This window comes from Sphingomonas phyllosphaerae 5.2 (assembly GCF_000419605.1).
Classification (GTDB): Bacteria; Pseudomonadota; Alphaproteobacteria; order Sphingomonadales; family Sphingomonadaceae; genus Sphingomonas; species Sphingomonas phyllosphaerae_B.
In genome coordinates this window covers 2892603-2917124 of the sequence record NZ_ATTI01000001.1, presented here as the reverse complement: position 1 = coordinate 2917124, position 24522 = coordinate 2892603, and the positions used below count along the sequence as shown (strand labels likewise).

The window sequence follows — 24522 nt, the reverse complement described above, 5'->3', positions numbered from 1 at the left end:
CTTTCCTTCCAACCGGCCGGGGCCTAGAAGGCGGCATGCTCCAGGCCAGCCCGGGTTTCTCGCTCTCCACGCGTCCGGCGGCGATCGCGCGCTGGCTGTATATGGTCGCGGCGCTGATCGTCGCGATGGTGGTGGTCGGCGGGATCACGCGGCTCACCGAGTCCGGGCTTTCGATCACGCAGTGGAAGCCGATCAGCGGCATCGTGCCGCCGCTGACCCAGGCGCAGTGGATGGCCGAGTTCGCGCATTACCAGCGCATTCCGGAATATCAGCAGCTGAACCGCGGCATGACGCTGGACGGGTTCAAGGCGATCTTCTTCTGGGAGTATCTCCACCGCCTGCTCGGGCGCGTGATCGGGCTCGCCTTCGCGCTGCCGCTGCTATGGTTCGCGGTGCGGCGGCAGATCCCGCGCGGCTATGGCTGGCGGTTGACGGCGTTGCTGGCGATGGGCGGGTTGCAGGGCGCGATCGGCTGGTGGATGGTCGCCTCGGGCCTGTCGGTGCGCACCGACGTGAGCCACCTGCGGCTCGCCACGCATCTCGGCACCGCATTGTTCATCCTCGGCGGGATCGTGTGGACCGCGCGCGACCTCGACCTGCTCGCCGCCAATCCGATGGCGCGCGCCACCGCGCTGCGCCTCGCGCCGGCGCTGGCGATCGGCGCCTTGGCGGTGCAGATCCTGCTGGGCGCGCTGACCGCCGGGCTGGACGCCGGTTATGCATTTTCGAGCTGGCCGTTGATGGGCGATGCCGTGTTTCCGGCGGATGTGCCGATGGTCGCGCCGGCATGGCGCAACGCGATCGACAATCCGATCGTGGTGCAATTCCTCCACCGCTGGATCGCGTTCGCCGCGGCCGGGGCGCTGCTGTGGCTGGCGTATCGCGCGCGGATGCGGAATGCGCCGCGTACGGCGCTGGCGGTCGCTGCACTGGTCGTCGCGCAGATCCTGCTCGGCATCGCCACCCTGCTCAGCGGAGTCCAGATCGTCGTTGCGGTCGCGCATCAGGCGAACGCCGCGCTGCTGCTGATCGCGACGGTCGCCGCCGCGCACGCGGTCAGCCGCCGCCGCGGGTGATGCGCGGCGCGTTCGCGCTTCTGTCACTGCTGGCGGGCGGCGCCGCGCAGGCGCGCTTCGCGCCGGCGCTCGATGTTCCCTACCGGCTGGTCCGCGTGCAGGAACATCACGACGATCGCGACGGCGTGCGGCGTTTCGAGAGCGAGCGGCGGATCGTCTTCACGCGGCGTGGCGACGGTTACCTCGCGCGGATGACGCTGATCGCGACGCAGGACAGCCGCAGCGGCAGCGATTACGCGATGCTGGCGACGGCGTTGAACGGGCGCGCGATCGACGTCGAACTCGACCGGGGCGGGCACCTCCTGCGCATCCGCGATCTCGATGCGATCTGGGCACGGCTGCGCGCGGCGATCGGGACGGCGGCGACGCGCGACGATCTCCGGCTGCCCCTGTGGCGCGTCCACGATGCGGCGACCACAGCCCAGCGCGTGCAGGTGGTGGCAGGCGTGCTGTCGATGGTCCTTGCGCCGGATGACACCGGGCGGCGGCCCGGCAGCCGCACCGTGACGCTGCCGCCGGTCGGCGCCGTGCAGCCGCCATTGTCGATGAACGGGACGGAGACCGTGCGCGTGAGCGGGCGGCGCGTGTCGGTGACCGTTTCTGCCGCGGGGAAGGACGGCGGCACCGCCATATCGCTGGCCCGAAGCAGTGTCGTCGACCGCCGCAGTGGCCTTGTCACGCAGCAGCATGACGATCAGCGGGTGGATGCGGGAGTCGTGGGTGAAAGACACGTGAACCGCGACGTCACACGGCTCACGTTTTTTCCTGCGGTATCATAATACCCGTCAGCAAAGCGGCGGAAACCTTGACAGGTTCGGCCGCTCGCGGCATTGCGCCGCCATCGACGCGTGCACCCGGCGGGGTGGCGCGTCTTTCTCTTTCGACGCGAATATGAAGGTCACCAGGCACCATGAAGGCGCTGATGAAGACCACCAAGGCGGCCAAGCCGCATGAGGTGGAAAAGAAGTGGCACATCGTCGACGCCACCGACCTCGTGGTCGGTCGTGCGGCGGTGGTGATCGCCAACGTGCTGCGCGGCAAGCACAAGACCAGTTTCACCCCGCACGTCGATTGCGGTGACAACGTCATCGTCATCAACGCGGACAAGGTGCGCTTCACCGGCAACAAGCTGGCCGGCAAGATCTATTACAAGCACACCGGCTATGCCGGCGGCATCAAGGGCATCACTGCCGCGAAGGTGCTGGAAGGTCGCTTCCCGGAGCGCGTTCTGGAAAAGGCCGTCGAGCGCATGATCCCGCGCGGTCCGCTGGGCCGTCAGCAGATGCGTAACCTGCGCATCTTCACCGGTTCGGAGCACCCGCACGAGGCGCAGAACCCGGAAGTCCTGGATATCGCGGCCATGAGCCGCAAGAACAAGGTGGGCGCATAATGTCCGACAACCGCCAGTCCCTTTCCGATCTGGGTGCGGCGCTCCAGCAGCAGCGCGAGACCAACGACGGCGAGCAGGTCGAGACCTCGGCCGATGCGTATCTGGCCGGCGACGTGCAGGAGCCGGTGCAGCGCGCGCCCCTGCGTGCGCAGGAGATCGACAAGTACGGCCGCGCCTATGCGACCGGCCGTCGTAAGGACGCCGTCGCACGCGTCTGGCTGAAGCCGGGCTCGGGCAAGATCACGATCAACGGTCGCGATCAGGAAGTCTATTTCGCACGTCCGACGCTGCGTCTGGTCATCAACCAGGTGTTCGGGATCACCGAGCGCGAGGGCCAGTACGACGTGATCTGCACCGTCAAGGGCGGTGGTCTGTCGGGTCAGGCCGGTGCGGTGAAGCACGGCATCAGCCAGGCGATCACCCGTTACGAGCCGGCGCTGCGCGCGCCCGTGAAGGCCGCCGGGTTCCTCACCCGCGATCCGCGCGTCGTCGAGCGTAAGAAGTACGGCCGCGCCAAGGCACGTCGTAGCTTCCAGTTCTCGAAGCGCTAAATGCGGGCTGCTCCGGATCGCCACGCGGTCCGGAGCCTCGTTGCAGCGGGCAGGTCGGCGAAGTCCGACCGCGCGGCGGCGGCACGGCCGGTTACACGAAAGGGCGGTCCGGCAACGGGCCGCCCTTTTGCTGTGTCGAGCTGGCGTGCCTGCAGCGCCTGGGTCCTGCGATGGCGGTGACGATTGTCGTTCGATGTCGTTCGCGCGCGTATCGAAGCCGCTGGCCGCAGTGGTGCCTGGCCGGGCGCAAAGGCGGCCAGCGACGTGAGGTCCGCGCAGGGGCCGATCGACCTTCAGCCGGATACCCCGCAAGCGTCGTCACTGCGAGCGTGCCGAGGCGATCCAGCGTTCCGCACGCCGCCCCGGCTTGCGTCGCTATGCTGGCAACAGCGGGTGGAGGGAGCAGTCCGCCCCACCGCCGGAGCGCGGTTCGCCCGAACAGGTCGATGATGTCGGCGAGCAGTCCGGTGCCCGTGAGGCGCCGGGTGTCGATTCCGCCAGAGCGGTTTCCGACCACGTTGCGCCACCGTCATCGCCCTTTGGGCGCCCGCTACGCGGCGGGGTGATTTCGGCCCGCCGCGGCGTTGCTCCCCGCTTACGATACCAAGGCATCGCGCCCTCCTCGCGCCTTGCGGCGGATCGAAATCACCTCCGTGCCGATGGCGCAACATGATCGGAAAACGCGCTAGTCGTTCACTGCCCGAAGTCCGGCGCGGCGGCCTGTCGCAGCGCCTCACGGGCAGCGGCGAGGATCGCGCCTGCCTTCGCCTCGCACTCCCGCTGTTCGTAGGCCGGATCGCTGTCGGCGACGATGCCGGCACCGGACTGGACGTGGATCGTGCCGTCCTTGACCACTGCAGTGCGCAGCACGATGCACGAATCCATCGATCCGTCGGGCGAGAAATAGCCGACGCCGCCGGCATAGGCGCCGCGCTTCTCCGCCTCCAGTTCGGCGATCACCTGACAGGCGCGAACCTTTGGCGCGCCGCTGACGGTGCCGGCGGGAAAGCCGGCGAACAGCGCGTCGATCGCGTCGTGCCCGGGGGCGAGCCGGCCGACGACGTTCGACACGATGTGCATGACGTGGCTGTAGAATTCCACACCATAGCTGTCAGTAACCTGCACCGTGCCCGGCGACGCGACACGGCCGACATCGTTGCGGCCGAGATCGAGCAGCATCAGGTGTTCGGCACGTTCCTTGGGATCGGCGAGCAGGCTGTCGCGGTTGGCGGCGTCTTCCGAGGCGGTGCGGCCGCGCGGGCGGGTGCCGGCGATCGGGCGGATCGTGACCTCGCCATCGCGCGCGCGCACCAGGATTTCGGGACTGGAGCCGGTCAGCGCGAAACCCGGCAAGTCCAGGTGATAGAGGAACGGTGACGGGTTGATGCGCCGCAGCGCGCGGTAGAGTTCGAACGCCGGGAGCGGGAATGGTGCGGTGAAGCGCTGCGCCAGTACCACCTGGAAGATGTCGCCGGCCGAGATGTAGTCCTTGGCGCGCGCCACCATCCCCGCATAAGCGCCGGGCGCGAGCACCGGGGCGAGTGCCGGTTCCGCGGCATCGACGCGCGAACGGGGCGGCAGCGTGGCGCTGGCGAGCCGCGCCTCGACCGCATCGAGCCGTTCTTCGGCGGCGGCGATCTGCGCGCCGGGGTCGCGCGCGGTGTCGGGCCAGACCGGCGCGACGAGGAAGAGCTCGTCAGCGAGGCGATCGAACATCAGGATCACGGTCGGGCGCACGAACATCAGATCGGGCAGGCCGAGCGCGTCGTGTTTCGGTTCGGGCAGCTTCTCGACCAGCCCGATCGTCTCATAGCCGAAATAGCCGACGAGGCAGGCGAGCGCGCGCGGCAGTTCGGCGGGCAGATCCATGCGGATCGAGGCGACGAGATCGCGCAGCGCGGCCAGCGTCGGCGCCGCGACCGGCGCGAAGGCGTCGCGGTCCTCAAGCCAGCGCGCGTTGAGTTCGGCCCGGTCGCCACGCGCGCGCAGCACGAGATCGGGGGCCAGGCCGATCATCGAGTGGCGCCCGCGCACCGCGCCGCCCTCGACCGACTCGAGCAGGAAGTCGCCGCGGCCGGGCTCGATCAGCTTGAGCGCGGCGGCGACCGGCGTCTCGGTATCGGCGATCCGCCGCCGCCATACCAGGGCGGGGCGGCCGGCGGCGAGCGCCGCCAGCGCCTCACTGGCCGGCGTCGCCACCGAGCAGGTCCTTCTTCAGCGTGGCGATGGCATCGGGGAAGCGCTTGGCGCCCTGTGCGGCGGCGACCGCGTTGGCGAATTGCTGCGCATATTCGGCACCGATCGCGCGGCCGAGATCGACGCGGGTGGCCTGGATCGCCGATGGCTGCTTGCTGGCATCCCCCGGCACGATCGTGTCGACATGCAGCACCAGCCAGCCGCGGCCGTCGGGCGCCTGGATGGCGCGGGCGGTGCGCTGCTTCATCCCGAACATCATCGCCAGCACCGAATTCACCTGGCCCTGATTGGCGGTGATCTGCGCGCGCGTCGCCTCGACGCGTTCGACCGGCGGCGCCTTGACACCGGTCTGCGCGACGGCGGCGGGCAGCGGGGTGCCGGCGTTGACCTTCGCGACGATCGCATCGGCGGCGGCGCGCGCGGCGAGGCGCGCGCGCTCGGCGGTGAGGTCGGCCACCACCTGCGCGCGCGCGCGCGCCAGCGGGATCGGCGTGGCGGGCACGATGCGGTCGAGCGCGGCGACCGCGAAGCCGCCGTCCTCGCCGAGCGGCACCGTGGTCGGCGTGTCGCCGTCCTCCGCGGCGAAGCCGGCCGCGACGATCGGGGTGAGCGCGGCGTCGGCCTGCGCCTGCGGCTGATCGGGGTTCACGCCGCTCGACAGCACCGCCGGGGTGGCGAGCACGGTCAGCTTCTGGTCGCGTGCGACCTCGTTGATGTTGGCGTTGTCGGCGAGCGAATCCTCGATCGCGTCGCGGATCTTGCCGATCGCATCGGCCGACTTCTGCTTGGTCAGCGCCGCGACGATCTCCGGGCGGGCCTGGTCCAGCGTCTTGCCGGGGTCCTGCGTCACCTTCTCGACGCGTGCGACGACGAACCCGATCGCACCGCGCAGCGGGCCGACGACGGCGCCCTGCGGTGCTGCGAACAACGCGGCGGCGACCGCGGGTGCGGTCTGCGTCGCAAGCGCCGACTGCTCGGTACCGGTCACGGTACGCGCCTCCAGCCCGGCGCTGCGCGCCGCAGCCGCGAGCGGCGTGCCGGCCTTGACCTTGCCAGCGAGTGCCTGCGCCGCCTTCTGGTCGAGCACGGTCACCAGTGTGACGTCGCGCAGCGGCTTGGGTGCGTATTTCGCCTTGTCGGCGGTATAGGCCTGCTGGATCTCGGCGGCGGTGGGTGCGGTCTGCGCCGCGACCTGTTGTGGCGTGACGAGCGCGTAGCGGATCACGCGACGCTCAGGGGTGGTGTATCTGGCAATGTTGCGCTTGTACCAGTCCTGCACCTGCGCATCGGTGGGAGCCGGGCCGGCGGGCAGCGCAGGGATCAGGACCGCCTGGCCCGCACGCCGCTCCAGCAGCAGCGAGGCATAGCGGAGCGCCAGCTGCTGCGGCACCTGCGTCGCGCCGACTGTCGGCACCATCAGGAACTGCGCCATCGTCTCGCGGGCGATCTCGCGCTGGACCTGTGCGTCGGTCATCCCGCGCTGCGCGATCAGTCGGAGATATGCCTGCTGGTCGAATTGCCCGGTGGCGCCGGCGAAGGCGGGGATCGCTTTCAGCTCGCTACCGATCAGCGCGCGGCTGACGCGCATGCCCTGTTCCTCGCCGAACGTTTCCAGCGCGAGGCCGGTCAGCGTGCGGGTGATCAGGCCCTCCACCCCGCCGGCGCGCACGAACCCGGCCATGTCGAGGTCGGGTTGTTGCTGGCGGGCGTTGCGCAGCTCGTCCTGCGCGCGGCGGCGGATGTCGTCGGCCGTCACCTTCTCGCCGTCGACGCTGGCGAGCGGGTGGCCGAGGATGCCGCTGCTGCTCGCTAGCCCGGTGACGTCGCCGGCCGCGAACGCCAGCGCGATCACGATCAGGACGCCGAAGGTGACGATCATGCCGACCTTCGAATGGATGATGCCGCGGAGGAAGCTGAGCATGGAGGAGGAAGACCGGCAGAGGAGTGAAGCCTGTCGCTTTAGTTACACGTCCGGTTGGCATCAAGCCGTGCAGGCGGCTAACGCAGGTTCATTGCAAAACAGGGAGAGCGGGGCATGCGGCGCAAGCTGGTGGCAGGCAATTGGAAGATGAACGGCGACCTGGCGATGCTGGCCGAGCTGGAGGCGATCGCGGTGGCGGCGGCGGCGCACCCGGCCGTCGACGTGGCGGTGGCGGTGCCCGCGACGCTGATCGCGCCCGCCGCGCAGCGCGTGCCGGCCCTGGCGATCGGTGCCGAGGACATCCACGAGGCGGATGGCGGCGCCTATACCGGCTGCGTCTCGGCGGCGATGGTGCGTGAGGCGGGCGCGCGCTTCACGATCGTCGGCCATTCGGAGCGCCGCGAATACCAGAGCGAGACCAGCCAGGACGCCTGGGCGAAGGCGGCGGCGGCGCGGCGCCACGGCCTGTCGGTGATCCTGTGCTGCGGCGAGACCGGCGCCGAGCGCGATGCCGGCCGTGCCGAGCGCGTCGTGCAGGCGCAGATCGAGAAGTCGCTGCCGGAGCGGGCGAGCGGCGACTGGCTGACGCTCGCCTATGAACCGCGCTGGGCGATCGGGACCGGACGAACCCCGACGCTGGATGACATCGCCGCAATCCACGCGATCGCGCGCGCCAAGATGCGGCAGTTGATCGGCGCAGGCGCGGACGCGGTGCGAATTCTCTACGGCGGCTCCGTGACCGGCGACAATGCGCGGTCGATCATGGCGTTGCCCGACGTCGACGGTGCGCTGGTGGGCGGCGCGAGTTTGACGGCCGCGAAGTTCGTGCCGATCATCGAGGGCGCGGATTAGGTCGCAGCGACGCCGGGCGTCGACCAGCACGGCGTCGGGATGGAGGGGACCGGGGGCGTCGCTCGCATCACGCGGCGAAGCGGCGGAGGGATGGTCCACGTCGCGTTTTAAACGCGCACCGGTTGTGCGGAGGTCGTCGTCGGCCTCGTCGCTCGTCGCGTTACATGGCTGGCCACCGGGCGATTTTCGGGCCGCCCGTGCGGGCGTGAGACCGGTCTGTAAAGGGCGGGCGAGCCAAGCGGACCTCCTCCAAGGCTCCTGCTGCGTAGCACCCGGCGCTTCATACGTGTGTGCACGAACGGGCTGTGGTCGAGCGTGGTGCGTGACGTTGCAACCGGCGGTCAGCGCGTATGGCACCTCCGTTCACGCCCGTCGGGCCGCAGCCACAGAAGCCTTGGCGCGTCGGCTTTGACGTGCCGTATCGTGCGGCAAGTGCGGCGAGATGCCCGACGCGACGCGCACAAGCATCCGTTCATCGGACGACGCCTGCCGCAGGGAAACGCGATAATGCTCCGTCGCATCGTCGAAAGTCGTGCGTCGATCTGGGGCAGGTGGCTCGACCGTGTCCGCGATGGTTCGGAATGTGGAAGGGGCCGCCCGGCTGAGGCGGCGCCGGCGCGAACGCGCCGGGATCATCGACCGGCCGAACTCCATGCCCGGCGAGGCCGCAGTGTGGTCCGGAAGTCCGCGCTTTCCGTAAGGAAACGGCGCAGGCCCCGGACCAATCTGGCAATTACCAGGGCTTAACGACGAAACCGAGGATCAGTGCGGTGACGAAGGCGAACATGGCTGTCTCCATCTTTTTTTGACGACCCTTAAGCGGGTGACTTCTACTTAATTGAAGGTTAGGGATAGCTCAACATCGTTAACCATTTATTCACCATCGGTGCTGAGGACTTAAGTCATTCTTCAAGAGTGCGTTCTAGACCGGGAAGGACATGGCCAGCCTGCATCACCTCGCATTGCCCCGGCGCCTGAACGGCAAACGCGCTTTCGAGCAGCGTGACGTGTCGCTGGCGCGGCAGATCTGCGTGTTGGTGCAATTGCACAATTACAATGCGTTACGGCGGACGATCGACGTGGCGGGCGTGCGTCGCGTCATGTCGGAACTGGTCGCACGGCTCGTGGCGTCAGTGCCGGACGCCAGTGTCGAATGGTCCGGCCGCGACGTGATCGAGGTCCAGTTCGTCAGCGACCGGCCGGACGCGCTGGCGGACGGATTGACGACCTGTCGCCGCAGCTGCATCGCGTCGATGGTGATCGACGACGAGGGACATGATGTCGATCTCGTCCTTGGCGGCGCGATCGGACCGGTCGGGCGTGGGTCGGCGCTGCTGATCGAGGAGGCCGAGGCGGCGCTGGCGGAAGCGCAGTCGGGGATATCACCGCTCGCGCGCTGGAACGCCGGGCAGCACGACGTCGATGACGCGATTGCGGATGCCGTGGATCTCGCGCTCGATCGCGGGCAGATGATGCTCCACTACCAGCCCAAGGTGCATGTTCGCCGGCAGGCGATCGAGTGCGTCGAGGCGCTCGTCCGCTGGAACCATCCCGACCGCGGCCTGGTGGCGCCGACCGAGTTCATCCCGGCGATCGAGCGCGCGCAGCGCATGGAGCGGCTGACGTTATGGACGATCGCGCAGGCGATCGAGGACCAGCGGCGGCTCCGCGCGGCGGGGCACGACCTGCGCGTGTTCATCAATATCTCCGGTCACTTGCTGGCGGATGCGCGTTTTGCGCAACTGGTGGGCGAACGGATTGCCGCGGCACCGGACGCACGGCTCGGCTTCGAGGTCACCGAGACGTCGGTCATCCGCGATCCCGATCGCGCGATCGCGCATCTCCAGCAATTCGACCGGATCGGGATCAGCATCTCGATCGACGATTACGGCGCCGGGCTGTCGAGCCTCGCCTATCTGAAGCAGTTGCCCGCGCGTGAATTGAAGATCGACAAGCTGTTCATCACGCAGCTGACCAGCTCGAATCGCGACCCGTTGATCGTCCGCTCGACGATCGATCTGGCGCATGCCCTGGACATGGAGGTCGTTGCGGAGGGGGTGGAAAGCCACGCCGCGCTCGCGCTGCTGTCCGTGATGGGGTGCGACATGGTGCAGGGTTATCTGATCAGCCGCCCCGTCGCGCTCGACGTTCTGCTGACCTTCCTGACCGAGGACCGCTTCCGCGACGCGACGCAGGACATGCGCGCCTCGTTCACGCGGCTGGCCGCGACGTGGAAACGCGCGTGACACGCCGGGTGCGGATCGCGCCTGGCGCTTTCCTCGCCGTCGCGCTGATCGGCGGGGTGCCCGCCTATGCAGCCGGGCCAGCTCCTGCCGCCGCATCGGGGCTGGCGGCGATCGAGGAGCGGGTGGCGGTCGATCCGGAACACGCGATCACGCTGGCGCGGACGGCACGTGCACAGCTCGCGCCGGAGGACGCGCGCGGCGTTCCCGGCGCGACGTTGCTGTGGCTGGAAGGCGAAGCGCAGGTCCGGGTCGGCGATCCGTATGCGGGGCTGAAGATCCTCGACGATGCCCGCCGCACCGCGATACGGGCAAGGGCGCCGCGGCCGCTGCTCGCGGATATCACGCTGTCGCAGGGGAGTGCGTTGACCGACGCCGGCCGCGTCGCCGATGCACTGGTCACGCTCCAGCGCGCGCACGACATGTTCGTGGCCGTGCGCGACTCGCGCAGCCGCGCCCGCGCGTTGATCCTGATCGCGCTGCTCTATGTCAGTGCGCACGATTACGAGGGGGCGTTGCGCTATTTCTCGCAGGCCGGCGAAGTCTACCCCAACGACGCCGGATTGGCAGTCGCGGTCGAGAACGGCCGCGGCAACGCCTTGCTGGCGTTGCGGCGCGTCGCGGAGGCGCAGGCCGAGTTCCGCCGCGCGCTGGAGGCGGCGCGAACGCTGCGGAGCGCGCCGGCGATCGTCCAGTCCGCGGGCAATCTGGCGCTCGCGCAATTGCGTGGCGGCGATGTGGACGGCGCGTGGCGCAGTGCGACCCGCGCGCTTGCAATAGCGGCGCGACCCGGTGCGACGTCGACCCGACCGCAATTACTGGCGGTGCTCGCCGATATCGCGTTGAAGAAGGGTGACATCGCCCACGCCAGGCAATTGGTGGAGCAGAGTTTTACCGGCACGGACGCGACCCGGACGGTGCTCGCCGATCGCGACGCGCACGAGATCGCCCATCGCGTCTTTGTCGCCGCGAACGATCCCGCCGCGGCGTTGGCCCATCTTACGGCGCTCAAGCGGCTCGACGATCAGGCGACCGAGATCGCACGCTCGACCAGCGCAGCGCTGGCGGCGGCGCGCTTCGATTATGCCAACCAGGAATTGCGGATCACGCGACTGAAGGCTGCAGCGCTGTCGCGCACGATCGCGTTCGAGCGTGCGACCGCGCAGACGCAGCGGATGGTGCTCTACTTCGTGGTCGGCGCGACCCTGCTGGTCATCGCGTTGCTGGCGATCGGGCTCGCGTTGATCGGCCGGAGCCGCAACCGCGAGCGCGCCGCGAACCGCGACCTCGCCGCCGGCAACGCCCAGCTGGAGAAGCTCTCGCGTGCGAAGACCGAGTTCCTTGCGACCACCAGCCACGAGATACGCACGCCGCTGAACGGCATCCTCGGCATGACGCAGGTGATGATCGCGGGCGGCGGGCTGGACAGGGTGACGCGCGAGCGGCTGGGCGTGGTGCGCGCCGCCGGGCTGACGATGCGCGCGCTGGTGGACGATATCCTCGACATGGCGAAGATCGAGACCGGGCGGCTTACCGTCGAGGCGGCGCCGCTCGACCTGCGGGAGTGCGTGACCGAAGCGGCACGGCTTTGGCGTGAGCCGGCGCTGGCCAAGGGCTTGCGGTTCGAGGTCGAGCTTGGCGACGCGCCGCAATGGATCACGGGCGACGCGGCGCGATTGCGGCAGGTGGTGTTCAACCTGCTGTCGAACGCGGTGAAGTTCACGGAGGCCGGATCGGTGTCGTTGCTGGTCGCGCAGGAGGGCGACCGGCTGCGGATCGCCGTCGCCGACAGCGGGATCGGCATCGACGGCGCGGCGCAGCCGATCATCTTCGAGTCGTTCCGGCAGGCGGATGCCGGAACGACGCGGCGTTTCGGGGGCACCGGGCTGGGCCTGTCGATCAGCCGCAGCCTTGCGCAGGCGATGGGCGGCGACGTCGCGGTGACGAGCCGCGTCGGCGCGGGATCGTGCTTCACACTCGACCTGCCGCTGGTGCCGGCCACTGCCCCCGTCGCGGCGGGTGCGCGCGGCGGCCTGTTGATCGTCGAGCGCAACCCCATCACCCGCGCGATGTTTCGTGCGCTGTTCGAGCCCCTTGGCATGGTCACGTTCAGCGATGCCGACGACGCGCTGGCGTCGATCGCCCGCGTCGATCCGGATCAGGTGCTGGTCGACGCCGCGACCTTCGGTCGCGCTCCTGCCGAGCTGGCGGCGCTGGTCGCCGCAGCGCACCACGCGCCGGTCGCGCTGCTGACCGAGGCGCTCGGCGACCGCGAGCGACAGGAAGTCCACGCAATCGGGCTCACTAAAGTTATAGAAAAGCCTATTTCCAAGAAGGGCCTAGTGGACGCAATAGGCGTGATGCCCAGACGCACCGTCAAGGACGCTGCGTAGCCGGGTGAGGAGTCGCCGCCGTCTCGCGCAAAACGCGTGGCGGCGCAGCAAAGGGGCCGGACATGGCAGCGATGACGGTACTGTTCATCGAGGATGACAGGATGAACCGTCGCGTCGTTCGCGACATGCTGGACGTCGCGGGGGCCGCGATGGTCGAGGCCGAAAGTGCGGAGATCGGACTGGCGCTGATCGACGCGCACGACTTCGACATCGCCCTGGTCGACCTGCGGATGCCGGGCATGGACGGCATGACCGCGATCGGACACATCCGCGCGCGCTCCGACTCCAAGGCACGGATGCCGATCATCGTGGTCACCGCCGATACCGCCGTCGACCTGCGCGAACGCTGCCTGGCCGGGGGCGCCGACGATGTCATCTTCAAGCCGGTGGCGATGGACGAGCTGTTCGACGCGATGGGCCGGCTGCTCGCCGACGACGGCGACGCCGACCTGATCTGACGATCAGCCGCCCGGCGGGCGAAGCGCGTCCGCGAGCGAGGTCCGCCCGCTGCCGCGGCGCGCCGGCTTGGGCTGGTCGGGCGCGGGCGACCAGCCGGTGAGAAAGACGATGTCGAACCGCTCGGCCGTCCGCCCGTCGGGCGCCGCACGTGCCGCGAACTCCGCCATCGCGCGCGCCAATACGTCGCGGCGCAGCGGGTGCCGCGACGCCAGCACGTTGCTCGCGGCCATTCCGCGCAGATCGTCCAGCAGCCGCCCGAACGAGGCGTAGCGGACCGTCAACGTCTCGAAGTCCGCCACCGGCAGCGTCAGCCCGGCGCGCACCAGCAGATCGCCTGCCGAGCGCAGATCGATCTGCGGGTGCAGCCGCGCCACCGGCCGCTCGCCCTCGGCGCTGCGCAGGACGGCGCGCAACGTGGAAAGGCTGTTGCCGCCGACGAACGCGCCCAGGAACAATCCGTCCGGGCGCAGCGTACGGCGGATCAGCGTCAGCGCGCCGGGCAGGTCGCCGACGCTGTCGAGCGTGCCGGCCGCGACCACCAGATCGAACGCGGCATCGGCAAACGGCAGCCGATCCTCGTCGCCCTGTACCCCGCACGCCGCCTTGGCGAAGCCGAAGCCGGGATCGAGCCGCGCCACCCGCGTGCCGGGCGGGGGCACGAAGGAGGCGTCGAAACAGCCGAGATCCAGCACGTCGGCGAAGTCGCGCTTCACCGCATCCAGCCGGTCGGCGATGCCGTCGAGCATCGCGGCCCGCAGGAAATCGTGTGCGGCGTAGCCGGCGGCGGCGCGATCGCGGCGGGCGCGGCGTGCGGCGCGATCGAAGATGTCGGCGGGCTGCATGATCCTGCCCCGGCTTGTGCCCGTTCGCGCCGCGCGCCACAAGGGCGGGCGTGCTGTCCCGCCTGATCGATCTCGCCTTGCCGCCGCGCTGCCCCGGGTGCGGCGGCACGGTTGCCGGGCAGGGGCGGTTCTGCGCCGCTTGCTGGGCGAGCCTGCGTTTCATCGGACCGCCGTGGTGCGCGGGATGCAACATTCCGTTCGACCACTATCGTGGCCCGGATAGCCGTTGCGCCGCGTGCCTCGCCGATCCTCCCGTGCATGGCGGCGTGCGCGCGGCGGTCGCCTATGGTCCCGTGGCCCGGACGGTCGCTTTGCGATTGAAGTACGGCGGGCGCACCGCCTACGCGGACGCCGCGGCCCGGCTGATGTTGCGGCACGTGCCGGACGCGGCGACACTGCTGATCCCGGTGCCGCTTCACCGGCGGCGCCTGTGGTGGCGCGGCTATAACCAGGCGGCGCTGATCGCGACTGCGATCGCGCGCCTGTCCGACCTGCCGGTCGATGTCCGCGCGCTGGAGCGGCACCGCGCCACGCCGCCGCTTCGCAACCGCTCGCCGCGCGAACGCCGCGCGACGGTCGCCGGCGCGTTCCGGGTGAGCGACGCCGGGCGGGCGGCGGTACGCGGGCACGCCGTGGTGCTGGTCGACGATGTCCACACCAGCGGCGCGACGGCGGACGCCTGCGTGCGGGTGCTCGCGGCCGCGGGGGCGGCATCGGTGACGATCCTCGCCTGGGCGCGGGTGCTGGCGGACGACGACGATTGACAGCGCGGCTGCGCGATCTCACCTAGGATCGATGGCACAGGTCGAAATCTACACCAAGGCATTCTGTCCGTATTGCGCGCGCGCGATGAAGCTGCTGTCGTCGAAGGACGTCGCGGTCGAGGAAACGGACATCGGGATGAACACCGCCAAGCGCGGCGAGATGATCGAGCGGGCGGGTGGGCGCACCACCGTGCCGCAGATCTTCATCGACGGCGCGCATGTCGGCGGGTCGGATGATCTCGCCGCGCTGGACCGCGCGGGCAAGCTCGACGCGCTGCTGGGTCGTTGACGTGATCCGGACGTGATCGTCTTCGATCTGCGCTGTGCGCGGGACGGGCATGTCTTCGAAGCCTGGTTCGCGTCGTCCGCCGCCTTCGACGACCAGAAGGCGCGTGGGCTGCTCGCCTGTCCGTCATGCGGGACGGACGAGATCGAGAAGGCGATGATGGCGCCCAATGTCGCACCCAAGGGCAATCGCGGCGTCGCGCCGGCAGAGGCGAAAGCGTTGCTGGCGAAGCTCGCGACCGCACAGGCACGGGCGCTGGCCGGGTCGCGCTGGGTAGGGGGCGAGTTCGCCGCCGAAGCGCGAGCGATGCACGCCGGCGACAAGCCCGATGCGCCGATTCACGGGCAGGCGTCGGTGGCCGAAGCGCGGCAATTGGTTGAAGAAGGCGTACCGATCGCGCCGCTGCCGCTGCCGGTCACGCCACCCGAGACGGTAAATTGACGCTTCAGCGCTGCCGGAGCCAGAGGCTGGGGCAGAGTCGACATTCAGCGCAGCACGCGTGCCGGACTGCCGGCCACTGAAGATCATCGATCGGTTCGGGCGCACCCGCTCCCACGATCGGACAGACTCGCTCATCTACCGTCGTTGCGAGAGTAGCGAAGCAATCCGGGTCGTCTTGCGCAACGCTGGATCGCTTTGCCACACTCGCAGTGACGGAGCTTGTGGGGCAACCGGCTGAATGTCGATCGGGCGTGGCAGCGCGCTGCACGGCTGGTGCAGCGGCGCCATTCAGGTAGCAGCGTCGACGTTCTTTCGCAGCAAGAGGCTGCCGTCGCTCGCCGAAGACACCGCCAGCGCGCCGTAATCCACCACCGTGCCATGCGGCGTCACCAAGGGCGCGTGATGCGTCGCGGTGATCACCATCACATCAGCCCCCGCGGCCTCTCCCGCGGCGATCCCGGCGGGGGCGTCCTCCCACACCAGGCAGTCCGCCGCCGATACCCCCAGCCGTTCGGCCGCGAGCAGGAAGCAATCCGGTGCCGGCTTGCCCTGCGACACGTCATCGGCGGTCACCATCACGCCCGGCGCGCCGAGCCCGGCGGCGCGCAGCCGCACCTCGGCGAGCGAGCGCGGTGCCGACGTCACGATCGCCCAGCGTTCCGGCGGTAGCGTCGCGACGAACGCCGCGGCGCCGGGTATCTCGACGACATCGGCGACATCGTCGATCTCGGCCTGGAGCAGCGCCTCGAACTCCGCCTGCGGATCGACACCGGGCGGTGCGAAGCGGCGGATCGTCTCGATCGCCCGGACGCCGTGCATCACCGCCATCAGTTCGTCGACGTCGATAGCATGGCGTTCGGCCCAGGCGGTCCAGGCGCGGACGGCGGAGGGGATGCTGTTGATCAGCGTCCCGTCCATATCGAACAGGAAGGCGGCGTAGCGGCGCGTCACGCGCGGTTCGCCGCGGAGAGCACGGCGCGCACGCTGGCGGTGGCGATGTCGCTGTCGATCCCGACGCCCCACACCGTGCGTCCGTCACCGGTGTGGCATTCGAGATACGCGACCGCCTGTGCACCTGCGCCGTGCCCGATCGCATGCTCGCTATAGTCGATCACGTCGAGCGCCGGCCCGGTGCTGTCGGCCAGCGCCGCGATCACGCCCGAGATCAGCCCGTTGCCGCGACCCGACAGCGAGCGTTCCTCGCCGTCGATCGCCACGCGCCCGACGAACACCCGCTCGCCCGCCGCACCGGTTTCCTCATAGTCGCGCAGCACGAAGCGATCGTCGTCGCCGGGCAGATACGCGCGATCGAACGCGCCCCAGATATCGGCGGCGTTCAACTCGCGACTGCTTTCGTCGGCCAGCGCCTGAACGTGGCGGCTGAAATCGGCCTGCATCCGCTTGGGCAGCTTCAGGCCCTTGTCCTGTTCCAGCACCCAGGCGACGCCACCCTTGCCGGATTGCGAGTTGACGCGGATCACCGCTTCGTAGCTGCGGCCGAGATCGGCGGGATCGATCGGCAGATAGGGAACCTCCCACATGCCGTCGTTGCGTGCCGACTGGGACGCGAACCCCTTCTTGATCGCGTCCTGATGGCTGCCGGAAAAGGCGGTGAACACCAGGTCGCCGGCATAAGGCGTGCGCGGATGGACCGGGATGCGCGTCGCATATTCGACGGTCTTCACGATCTCGTCGATATTCGACAGGTCGAGCTGCGGGTCGGTGCCCTGCGTGTACATGTTCAGCGCAACGGTCACGAGGTCGCAATTGCCGGTGCGCTCGCCGTTGCCCAGCAGGCACCCTTCGACGCGGTCGGCGCCCGCCATCAACCCCAGCTCCGCCGCCGCCACGCCGGTGCCGCGATCGTTGTGGGTGTGCAGCGAGATCACCACCGCCTCGCGGTTCGGAATGTTGCGCCCGAACCATTCGATCTGGTCGGCATAGACGTTGGGCGTCGCGCATTCGACGGTGGCGGGCAGGTTCAGGATGATCGGCGCGTCGGTGGTCGGGCGCAGCACGTCCATCACCGCCGCGCAGACCTCGACCGAGAAATCCAGTTCGGCGGTCGAGAACGTCTCCGGCGAATATTCGAACTGCCAGCGCGTATCCGGACGCTTGCCGGCTTCGTCGCGCAGCACCTTCGCGCCCTCGATCGCAATCGCCTTAACCTCGTCACGGGTCATCCCGAACACGATCTTGCGCCACGCCGGGCTGACGGCGTTGTAGAGGTGGACGATCGCGGTCTTCGCCCCCTCCAGGCTCTCGAAGCTGCGCACGATCAGGTCGCGGCGCGACTGCGTCAGCACCTGGATCGCGACGTCGTCAGGCACGCGCCCGTCACGCACCAGTCCGCTGATGAAGTCGAACTCGGTCGCGCCGGCGCTGGGGAAGCCGACCTCGATCTCCTTCAGGCCGACCTTGACCAGCAGGTCGAAGAAGCGCGTCTTCTTCTCGGCGTCCATCGGATCGATCAGCGCCTGGTTCCCGTCGCGCAGGTCGGTCGACAGCCAGCGTGGCGCGGTGGCGATCGTTTGTGATGGCCAGCGGCGGTCGGGCAGGTCGATGGTGGGGAAAGGGCGGTATTTGGCGGAAGGATCGCGCAGCATGACGAGGCTCTCTCGGACAGGAGCGAAAAGGGAAAGTCGGGTCAGCCCTTAGGCGCGTGGCGCGTGCGATGCACGCGTCGGCAGATGCACGCCTAAGGGCGCGTAAGTCGCAGAAGGAGGGCCAGCCGGCACGTCATCGCCGCGATAATTAGCGCGCGCCCGCGGCCGCTGTCCAGTGCGTCCGGGACGTTGAGGAAAATGAAACCGTTGCGCGGCAAATAGTGTCGCTATGTCCGGAACTTCCCTGTTGCAGGTCGTCTATATCAGCTCGTTCGTCGGCGCGGTCGATACCGCGTCGATCCTCGCCACGTCGCGCCGCAACAACGCGCGCGATGGGCTGACCGGGTTGCTCTATGCCGACGGCCGCCGCTTTCTGCAGGCGCTCGAAGGCAATCAGTTGCCGCTGGAGCGTACGCTGGAGCGGATCACCGCCGACCCGCGGCACCGCGCGGTCGTGATCCTGTCATGCCGCGACATTGCCGCGCGCGAGTTCGGCGAATGGGCGATGGCGGAGCGCGTGGCCGGTGCCGACGCCGACGCGTTCGTCCGGCATGTGCAGACGCTGATTGCCGGGGCTTCTCCGGCGGTGCGCGCGACCTTCGACGGCTTCGTCCAGATCCGCCGCGCCGCCTGACGCGTCACCGCTTGCCGGCCGACGCGATCGGCGCGATACCTCCCGCAACGACAAGGGGAGAGCGCGATGCGCAAGGTGATGCTGTTCGTGACTGCCGCGGCATCGATGGCAGCCGCAGGGGCCGCGCAGGCCGCCGATGAGGGGCAATATGGGCCGGCGCTGCGGCGGATCGTGACCGAAGCGGCGGCAGGTACGTGCCCCGCCGACCTGATGGCCGAGCCGCTGCTGTCCGCCTGCGGCAACCAGATGTCGCAGATGAAGCCCGCACTTGCCGCGCTGGGCCCGATCGAAGGCGTGTCGTTCATCAAGGCCGAGGAGGACGACAACGCGCGCGTGGAGACCTATGCGGTCAGATATGCCGGCGGGAAGACGTGGCTGTGGAGCCTCGGCAATCGCAAGAACGGCAAGTTCACCGTCGCCTACACGCTGGGGTGATGACGAAGCCCGGCCCCCCGGATGGGGGCCGGGACGTTCGGATCAGGCGGTGAACGCCGCCTGCACGGTCAGCTTCACGGCGTCGGAGACGACCGGCGCTGCATAGCCGAGCCCGAAGTCGCTGCGTTTGATCGTGCCGGTGCCGGTGAAGCCGAAGTTCGCCTTCTTGCTCATCGGGTTGGCCCCGGCGCCGACGAAGGTGACGTCCAGCGACACCGGCTTCGTCACGCCCTTGATCGTCAGGTCGCCGTTCAGCGTCGCGCGCGTTGCGCCGCGCGGCGTGACCGAGGTGGAGACGAACCGCGCGGTCGGGTTTGCAGCCGCGTTGAAGAAGTCACCGGACTTCAGGTGATTGGCGAACTGCGGCGAGGTGACCGACAGCGCGTCGATCGCAAAGGTCACGTCGACCTTGGTCGCGGCCGGCTTCTTCGGGTCGATCGTGATCGAGCCGCCCTGCGCGCCGAACTGCCCCTGCAGCATCGAGAAGCCCATGTGGTTGACCTCCCATGTCACCTGCGTGTGTGCCGGATCGACCTGATAGGTGCCTGCGGTGACGCGCGATGCCTGCGGCTGGCCGGGCTGTTGCGCGGTGGTGGCGAGTTGCGCGACCGCGGGAACGGCGAGCGTCGTGGCGAGCACGGCGGCGATGATGGGACGCATGGTATCGATCCTCCTGTTGTAACGAGCCTTGCACCACAGTTTCAGGTCGTTGCGAAGACGCCGCGCACGAAACGGATCATTTCACGCCAGGCGCTCAGGCCTCGCCGTCTCTACCGGCGCCGCAGCGGCGGAACCTCGAACCGAGCGCGACGGGCGGCGACCAATTCCGGTCAAGGTCGATCGGACCTAATTACCGTCGTCGCTTTCCGGTGCGTCGGCGTCCGGTGCGCCGCGTGCGGTGATGTCGAAGCGGATCCGCACCCAGGCGCCGATCATGTCCGTTCCGCCCTTGCGCGGTGGCCGCACCAGGAACTGCCACGCGGCCTGCCGCAAGCCGCGGCCGATCCCCGAGCCCGGCGATTCGCCCAGCTCCCGGCAATCCTCGACATGGAAGCGCGGCGCGGTGCGGCACGCGACCATGCCCCAGCCGGTCTTGCCGCGCGGCATGTACGGCTCGGTTTCGGCGCGCGACGGGCGACGATACCATTCCGCGGCGTACAGCGGCTCGCCGCCCGGGCCGAGCCCGACGGTTTGCGTATCGTCGCCGCGCCCGCTCTTGCCATTGCCGGTGGCGGGCGGCCCGGCGGTGCCGCGGATCGTGCCGATGTCCGAAGCGGCATAATCGGACTTGTTGAGGATCATGACGCCGGGCAGGTGCAGCGGCTGTTCGGGCAACGGCGGTGCCGGGACGGGGCGCTCGGTCACCACGCGCGGCGGTGTGATCTCGCTGCGCTCGGGGGCGGCGCGCTGCCGCTCGGCCTTTTGCGTCGTCGATTTCTGCTGCGGCGCGCCTTCGTTGCGTACGTCGAATGTGGTCAGGCGCCGCCCGTCGCCGAAATCGCCGCGCACCACCCCGCCCATCGTCAGCAACGCGAGGATGATCGCTGCGGCGATGGCGAGCGCCAGCAGCGTCGAGACGACGCGACTGGCCGCATCCCGACGGGTCCGGTACGACGAAGCTCGGTACGTCGCCGTCCGCATGGCCGGGCGATTACATCAGCACCGGTGGGGCGGCAATCGGCTTTGGGGTGACAAAACCGTCATGTGGAACCGCGCGCTTCCCCTGCGAGACGCGCGGTGGTGGGGAGCGTTCGTGGCGGATGTGTGTCGCGGCGGCGGCCGCTTACGATGCGCCGCCCACCCGGCGACCTCTCCCTTGAAGGAGGGGCGGGGAGTAAGCGGCGCTCCCCGCCGGGTCCGGCCGCGCTTGTGCGAGTCGGCCGCCAGCCTTGCTGCCGACGGCCGCGCCTCGCTTAGTTCTTGTCCTTGTCCACCAGCTTGTTCGCGCCGATCCACGGCATCATCGCGCGCAATTCCGCACCGGTCTTCTCGATCTGGTGCGCGGCGGCGGCCTTGCGCGCCGCCTTCAGCTCCGGCTGGCCGGCGCGATTGTCGAGCACGAAGTTCTTCACGAAGCGACCGGACTGGATGTCGGCCAGCACGCGCTTCATTTCCTTCTTGGTCTCGTCGGTGATGATCCGCGGGCCGGTGACGATGTCGCCATATTCGGCGGTGTTCGAGATCGAGTAACGCATGTTCGCGATCCCGCCCTCGTACAGCAGGTCGACGATCAGCTTGGTTTCGTGCAGGCACTCGAAATACGCCATCTCCGGCGCATAGCCGGCCTCGACCAGCGTTTCGAAGCCGGCCTGGATCAGGTGGGTCACGCCGCCGCACAGCACCGCCTGCTCGCCGAACAGGTCGGTCTCGCACTCCTCCTTGAAGTTGGTCTCGATGATGCCCGAGCGACCGCCGCCGACGCCGCTGGCATAGGCGAGCGCGACGTCATGTGCGTTGCCGCTGGCGTCCTGCTGGATCGCGATCAGGCACGGCACGCCGCCGCCGCGCACATACTCGCTGCGCACGGTGTGGCCCGGGCCCTTGGGTGCGATCATGATGACGTCGATGTCCGTCGGCGGCTCGATCAGCCCGAAATGGACGTTCAGGCCGTGCGCGAAGGCGAGCGCGCTGCCCGGCTTCATCCGCCCCTTGATGTCGTCCTCCCAGATCGCCGCCTGATGCTCGTCGGGTGCCAGGATCATCAGGATGTCGGCCCATGCCGCGGCATCCTTGGTGCTCATCACCTTGAAGCCGGCGCCTTCGGCCTTCTTCGCGGTCGCGGAGCCCTCGCGCAGCGCGATCGCGATCTCGGTCACGCCAGAATCGCGCAGGTTCTGTGCGTGCGCATGGCCCTGTGAGCCATAGCCGACGATGGCGATCTTCTTGGCCGTGACCAGGTTCAGGTCGGCATCGCGATCGTAATAGACCTTCATATCTTCATTCCCTTTCGAATTGTCCGTGATGCCAGCAAAAGCTGCATCTCCAGCGGCAGGCGTTCTGCCCCTTGCCGGGAACCCCGGCGTGCGCCGGGGTGACGGTGGTGGTGGTGATTGACTTACGCCGCGCCCTTGCCGCGGGAGATCGCGACGATGCCGGTGCGCGCGACCTCGATCAGCCCGACCTCGCCCATCAGTTCGACGAACTTGTCGAGCTTGGCGGATCCGCCGGTCACCTCGAAGACGAAGCTGCTGGTGGTCGCGTCGACGACGCGGGCGCGGTACACCTCTGCCAGTCGCAGCGCCTCGATACGCTGGTCGCCGGTGCCGCGAACCTTGACCAGCGCCAGCTCACGCTCGACGTGATCGCCCTCTGCGGTCAGATCGTGAACGCGGTGAACGGGCACCAGCCGGTCGAGCTGCGCCACGATCTGCTCCAGCGTCGCCGGGCTTGCGCTGGTGACGATCGTAATCCGGCTGACCGCCTTGTCGGCGGTGATCTCGCTGACGGTCAGGCTCTCGATATTGTAGCCGCGGGCGGTGAACAGCCCGGCGATGCGGGCGAGGATGCCCGGTTCGTTGTCGACGATCACCGCCAGCGTGTGGCGCTCGGCTTTCTCTTCGCGGATATGCACTATAGCGTCACCCCGGCGGCAGCCGGAGTCTCCCTGTTGTAAGCGCGCCCTTGCGGCACGAGCCCCCGGCTTGCGCCGGGGTGACGATGATCAGACGAGCGCCTTGGCTTCGTCGTCCATGGTGCCCGACACCTCGTTGGCCTGCAGGATCATGTCCGTATGGGCCGCGCCGCTCGGGATCATTGGGAAGCAATTGGCGAGTTTCGCCACCATGCAATCCACCATCACCGGACCGTCGTGCGCCAGCATCTCGGCAATTCCGGCGTCGAGCTGGTCGGGCCGTTCGATACGGATGCCCTTCCAGCCATAGGCCTCGGCCAGTTTCACGAAATCGGGCAGCGAGTCCGAATAGCTTTCGGCATAGCGGCTCTCATAGGTCAGTTCCTGCCACTGGCGGACCATGCCCATATATTCGTTGTTCAGGATGAACACCTTTACCGGCAGGCGATATTGCGTCGCCGTCGCCAGTTCCTGGATGTTCATCTGGATCGACGCCTCGCCCGCGATGTCGATGACCAGCGCATTCGGATTGCCGAGCTGCGCACCGATCGCGGCGGGCAGGCCGTAGCCCATCGTGCCGAGCCCGCCGCTGGTCAGCCATTTGTTCGGCAGGTCGAACCCGAAATGCTGCGCGGCCCACATCTGGTGCTGACCGACCTCGGTCGTGATGATCGGCTGGCGCCGATGCGTGGCGTCGTACAGCGCACGGACGGCGCGTTGCGGCATGATGTCCGGGCCGGTCTCGGGAAAGTCCAGGCACTTGACCGCGCGCCAGCCCTCGATGCGGTGCTGCCATTCGGTGGTGTCGGGCTTCGGATGCTGGCGCGCCTTCCAGACGCGGATCATGTCCTCCATCGCGTGGCCAGCATCGGCAACGATGGCGAGGTCGATCCGCACCGTCTTGTTGATGCTCGACCGATCGATGTCGATATGCACCTTGCGGCTGTTCGGCGAGAAGGCGTCGAGCCGCCCCGTGACACGGTCGTCGAACCGCGAGCCGATCGCGACGACCAGGTCGGCCTGGTTCATCGCCATATTGGCCTCGTAGGTGCCGTGCATGCCGAGCATGCCGAGCCACTGGGGGCCGCTGGCGGGATAGGCGCCCAGCCCCATCAGCGTCGAGGTGACCGGCGCGCCGGTGATCCGCACCAGTTCCTGCAACATCTGCGCCGCCGCCGGGCCGGAGTTGATGATGCCCCCGCCGGTGTACAGCACCGGGCGCTCGGCGGCCGCCAGCATGTCGACGACCTGCTCGATCGCGGCGCGATCTGCCTTTAGCTGCGGGCGATAGGTCTTGTGCTGGATCGGACCGGGCTTGGTATAGCGCGCGGTGGCGACCTGCACATCCTTCGGGATGTCGACCACGACCGGCCCGGGCCGGCCCGAGGTGGCGATGTGGAATGCCTCGTGGATCACCGGGCCGAGGCGCGCGGGATCCTTCACCAGGTAATTGTGCTTCGAGCAGTGACGCGTGATGCCGACGGTATCGGCCTCCTGGAACGCGTCCGAGCCGATCAGCGCGGTCGGCACCTGTCCGGTGATGACCACCATCGGGATTGAATCGAGCAGTGCGTCGGTGATCCCGGTGACCGCGTTCGTGGCGCCGGGGCCGGAGGTGACCAGCACAACGCCGGGCTTGCCGGTCGAACGGGCATAGCCCTCCGCTGCGTGCGTCGCTGCCTGTTCGTGCCGCACCAGGATGTGCTTGATCCGCTGCGACCGGAACAAGGCGTCGTAGATCGGCAGGACGGCACCGCCCGGATAGCCGAACACGACTTCCACGCCGAGATCGCACAGCGCCTCGACCAGGATGTCTGCTCCGCTCTTCTCGGTCACGTCACGTCTCCTCGAAATGGGTTGCC

23 protein-coding genes are annotated in these 24522 nt (G+C 68.8%); 13 read left to right on the top strand and 10 right to left on the bottom strand.

Annotated elements, in window-relative coordinates:
• Positions 1 to 35: 35 nt before the first annotated feature.
• The 4 genes from SPHPHY_RS0113800 (at position 36) to rpsI (ending at position 3017) form a co-directional block, all read left to right on the top strand.
• Complete coding sequence (locus SPHPHY_RS0113800) at positions 36 to 1076, top strand: heme A synthase (protein WP_022687274.1); 1041 nt, start codon at positions 36 to 38, stop codon at positions 1074 to 1076.
• Positions 1076 to 1855, top strand: coding sequence for a hypothetical protein (locus SPHPHY_RS0113795; protein WP_022687273.1), 780 nt, complete (start codon positions 1076 to 1078; stop codon positions 1853 to 1855). The genes SPHPHY_RS0113800 and SPHPHY_RS0113795 overlap by 1 nt, the downstream gene beginning before the upstream one ends.
• 131 nt (positions 1856 to 1986) lie before the next feature.
• The gene (rplM, locus tag SPHPHY_RS0113790) at positions 1987 to 2466 is read left to right on the top strand and encodes a 50S ribosomal protein L13 (RefSeq protein WP_022687272.1); all 480 of its coding nucleotides are present in this window, start codon (positions 1987 to 1989) and stop codon (positions 2464 to 2466) included.
• Positions 2466 to 3017: a 30S ribosomal protein S9 gene (gene rpsI / locus SPHPHY_RS0113785; RefSeq protein ID WP_022687271.1), complete on the top strand. Its 552-nt coding sequence runs from the start codon at positions 2466 to 2468 to the stop codon at positions 3015 to 3017. Before rplM ends, rpsI begins: the two co-directional genes overlap by 1 nt.
• Before the next feature lie 693 nt (positions 3018 to 3710).
• Here the strand turns inward: rpsI and SPHPHY_RS0113780 are convergent.
• Complete coding sequence (locus SPHPHY_RS0113780; protein ID WP_022687270.1) at positions 3711 to 5216, bottom strand: anthranilate synthase component I family protein; 1506 nt, start codon at positions 5214 to 5216, stop codon at positions 3711 to 3713.
• A complete protein-coding gene (locus SPHPHY_RS0113775) occupies positions 5197 to 7134 on the bottom strand; it encodes a peptidylprolyl isomerase (RefSeq protein WP_022687269.1) in 1938 nt (645 codons plus the stop codon). The genes SPHPHY_RS0113780 and SPHPHY_RS0113775 overlap by 20 nt, the downstream gene beginning before the upstream one ends.
• 114 nt (positions 7135 to 7248) lie before the next feature.
• Between SPHPHY_RS0113775 and tpiA the strand changes: the two genes are divergently transcribed.
• The 4 genes from tpiA (at position 7249) to SPHPHY_RS0113755 (ending at position 13080) form a co-directional block, all read left to right on the top strand.
• Positions 7249 to 7986 carry a triose-phosphate isomerase gene (gene tpiA / locus SPHPHY_RS0113770; RefSeq protein ID WP_022687268.1) on the top strand — a complete coding sequence of 246 codons (738 nt, stop codon included), beginning with the start codon at positions 7249 to 7251 and terminating at the stop codon, positions 7984 to 7986.
• 938 nt (positions 7987 to 8924) lie between these two features.
• The gene (locus tag SPHPHY_RS0113765; RefSeq protein WP_022687267.1) at positions 8925 to 10232 is read left to right on the top strand and encodes an EAL domain-containing protein; all 1308 of its coding nucleotides are present in this window, start codon (positions 8925 to 8927) and stop codon (positions 10230 to 10232) included.
• Positions 10229 to 12622, top strand: a complete 2394-nt coding sequence (locus SPHPHY_RS21005) for an ATP-binding protein (RefSeq protein ID WP_156025102.1) — start codon at positions 10229 to 10231, stop codon at positions 12620 to 12622. The genes SPHPHY_RS0113765 and SPHPHY_RS21005 overlap by 4 nt, the downstream gene beginning before the upstream one ends.
• 71 nt (positions 12623 to 12693) lie before the next feature.
• Positions 12694 to 13080 carry a response regulator gene (locus SPHPHY_RS0113755; protein ID WP_022687265.1) on the top strand — a complete coding sequence of 129 codons (387 nt, stop codon included), beginning with the start codon at positions 12694 to 12696 and terminating at the stop codon, positions 13078 to 13080.
• Positions 13081 to 13083: 3 nt separating this feature from the next.
• Here the strand turns inward: SPHPHY_RS0113755 and SPHPHY_RS0113750 are convergent, their stop codons facing one another.
• Positions 13084 to 13923 carry a class I SAM-dependent methyltransferase gene (locus SPHPHY_RS0113750; protein ID WP_022687264.1) on the bottom strand — a complete coding sequence of 280 codons (840 nt, stop codon included), beginning with the start codon at positions 13921 to 13923 and terminating at the stop codon, positions 13084 to 13086.
• A 50-nt stretch (positions 13924 to 13973) separates the two neighbouring features.
• Here SPHPHY_RS0113750 and SPHPHY_RS0113745 point away from each other — a divergent pair, with 50 nt between their 5' ends.
• The 3 genes from SPHPHY_RS0113745 to SPHPHY_RS0113735 are packed head-to-tail and all read left to right on the top strand — an operon-like array spanning position 13974 to position 15414.
• A complete protein-coding gene (locus tag SPHPHY_RS0113745) occupies positions 13974 to 14687 on the top strand; it encodes a ComF family protein (protein ID WP_022687263.1) in 714 nt (237 codons plus the stop codon).
• Positions 14688 to 14718: 31 nt separating this feature from the next.
• The gene (gene grxC, locus SPHPHY_RS0113740; RefSeq protein WP_022687262.1) at positions 14719 to 14976 is read left to right on the top strand and encodes a glutaredoxin 3; all 258 of its coding nucleotides are present in this window, start codon (positions 14719 to 14721) and stop codon (positions 14974 to 14976) included.
• A gap of 12 nt (positions 14977 to 14988) precedes the next feature.
• Entirely contained in the window at positions 14989 to 15414 is a 426-nt protein-coding gene (locus tag SPHPHY_RS0113735) for a DUF1178 family protein (protein ID WP_022687261.1), read from the top strand.
• Between the two features lie 288 nt (positions 15415 to 15702).
• On the opposite strand, the gene SPHPHY_RS0113730 is transcribed toward SPHPHY_RS0113735, so the two are convergent.
• Both SPHPHY_RS0113730 and leuA read right to left on the bottom strand, forming a co-directional pair.
• Positions 15703 to 16365, bottom strand: a complete 663-nt coding sequence (locus SPHPHY_RS0113730; RefSeq protein WP_028056913.1) for an HAD-IA family hydrolase — start codon at positions 16363 to 16365, stop codon at positions 15703 to 15705.
• Positions 16362 to 18020: a 2-isopropylmalate synthase gene (gene leuA, locus SPHPHY_RS0113725; RefSeq protein WP_022687259.1), complete on the bottom strand. Its 1659-nt coding sequence runs from the start codon at positions 18018 to 18020 to the stop codon at positions 16362 to 16364. Before leuA ends, SPHPHY_RS0113730 begins: the two co-directional genes overlap by 4 nt.
• Before the next feature lie 229 nt (positions 18021 to 18249).
• On the opposite strand from leuA, the gene SPHPHY_RS0113720 reads away from it, so the two are divergent.
• Together SPHPHY_RS0113720 and SPHPHY_RS0113715 are read left to right on the top strand one after the other, a co-directional pair.
• The gene (locus SPHPHY_RS0113720) at positions 18250 to 18654 is read left to right on the top strand and encodes a BLUF domain-containing protein (RefSeq protein WP_022687258.1); all 405 of its coding nucleotides are present in this window, start codon (positions 18250 to 18252) and stop codon (positions 18652 to 18654) included.
• Between the two features lie 66 nt (positions 18655 to 18720).
• A complete protein-coding gene (locus SPHPHY_RS0113715; protein ID WP_022687257.1) occupies positions 18721 to 19089 on the top strand; it encodes a hypothetical protein in 369 nt (122 codons plus the stop codon).
• 42 nt (positions 19090 to 19131) lie between these two features.
• On the opposite strand, the gene SPHPHY_RS0113710 is transcribed toward SPHPHY_RS0113715, so the two are convergent.
• The 5 genes from SPHPHY_RS0113710 to SPHPHY_RS0113690 form a co-directional block, all read right to left on the bottom strand.
• Positions 19132 to 19749 (bottom strand): YceI family protein, encoded by a 618-nt coding sequence (locus SPHPHY_RS0113710; RefSeq protein ID WP_022687256.1) that lies wholly within the window; start codon positions 19747 to 19749, stop codon positions 19132 to 19134.
• Between the two features lie 186 nt (positions 19750 to 19935).
• Positions 19936 to 20730: a hypothetical protein gene (locus SPHPHY_RS20200; protein WP_022687255.1), complete on the bottom strand. Its 795-nt coding sequence runs from the start codon at positions 20728 to 20730 to the stop codon at positions 19936 to 19938.
• Between the two features lie 272 nt (positions 20731 to 21002).
• On the bottom strand, positions 21003 to 22022 hold the full coding sequence (gene ilvC, locus SPHPHY_RS0113700; protein WP_022687254.1) for a ketol-acid reductoisomerase: 1020 nt from the start codon (positions 22020 to 22022) through the stop codon (positions 21003 to 21005).
• Between the two features lie 122 nt (positions 22023 to 22144).
• On the bottom strand, positions 22145 to 22660 hold the full coding sequence (ilvN, locus tag SPHPHY_RS0113695; RefSeq protein ID WP_022687253.1) for an acetolactate synthase small subunit: 516 nt from the start codon (positions 22658 to 22660) through the stop codon (positions 22145 to 22147).
• A 90-nt stretch (positions 22661 to 22750) separates the two neighbouring features.
• Positions 22751 to 24496 (bottom strand): acetolactate synthase 3 large subunit, encoded by a 1746-nt coding sequence (locus SPHPHY_RS0113690; RefSeq protein WP_022687252.1) that lies wholly within the window; start codon positions 24494 to 24496, stop codon positions 22751 to 22753.
• Positions 24497 to 24522: the final 26 nt, after the last annotated feature.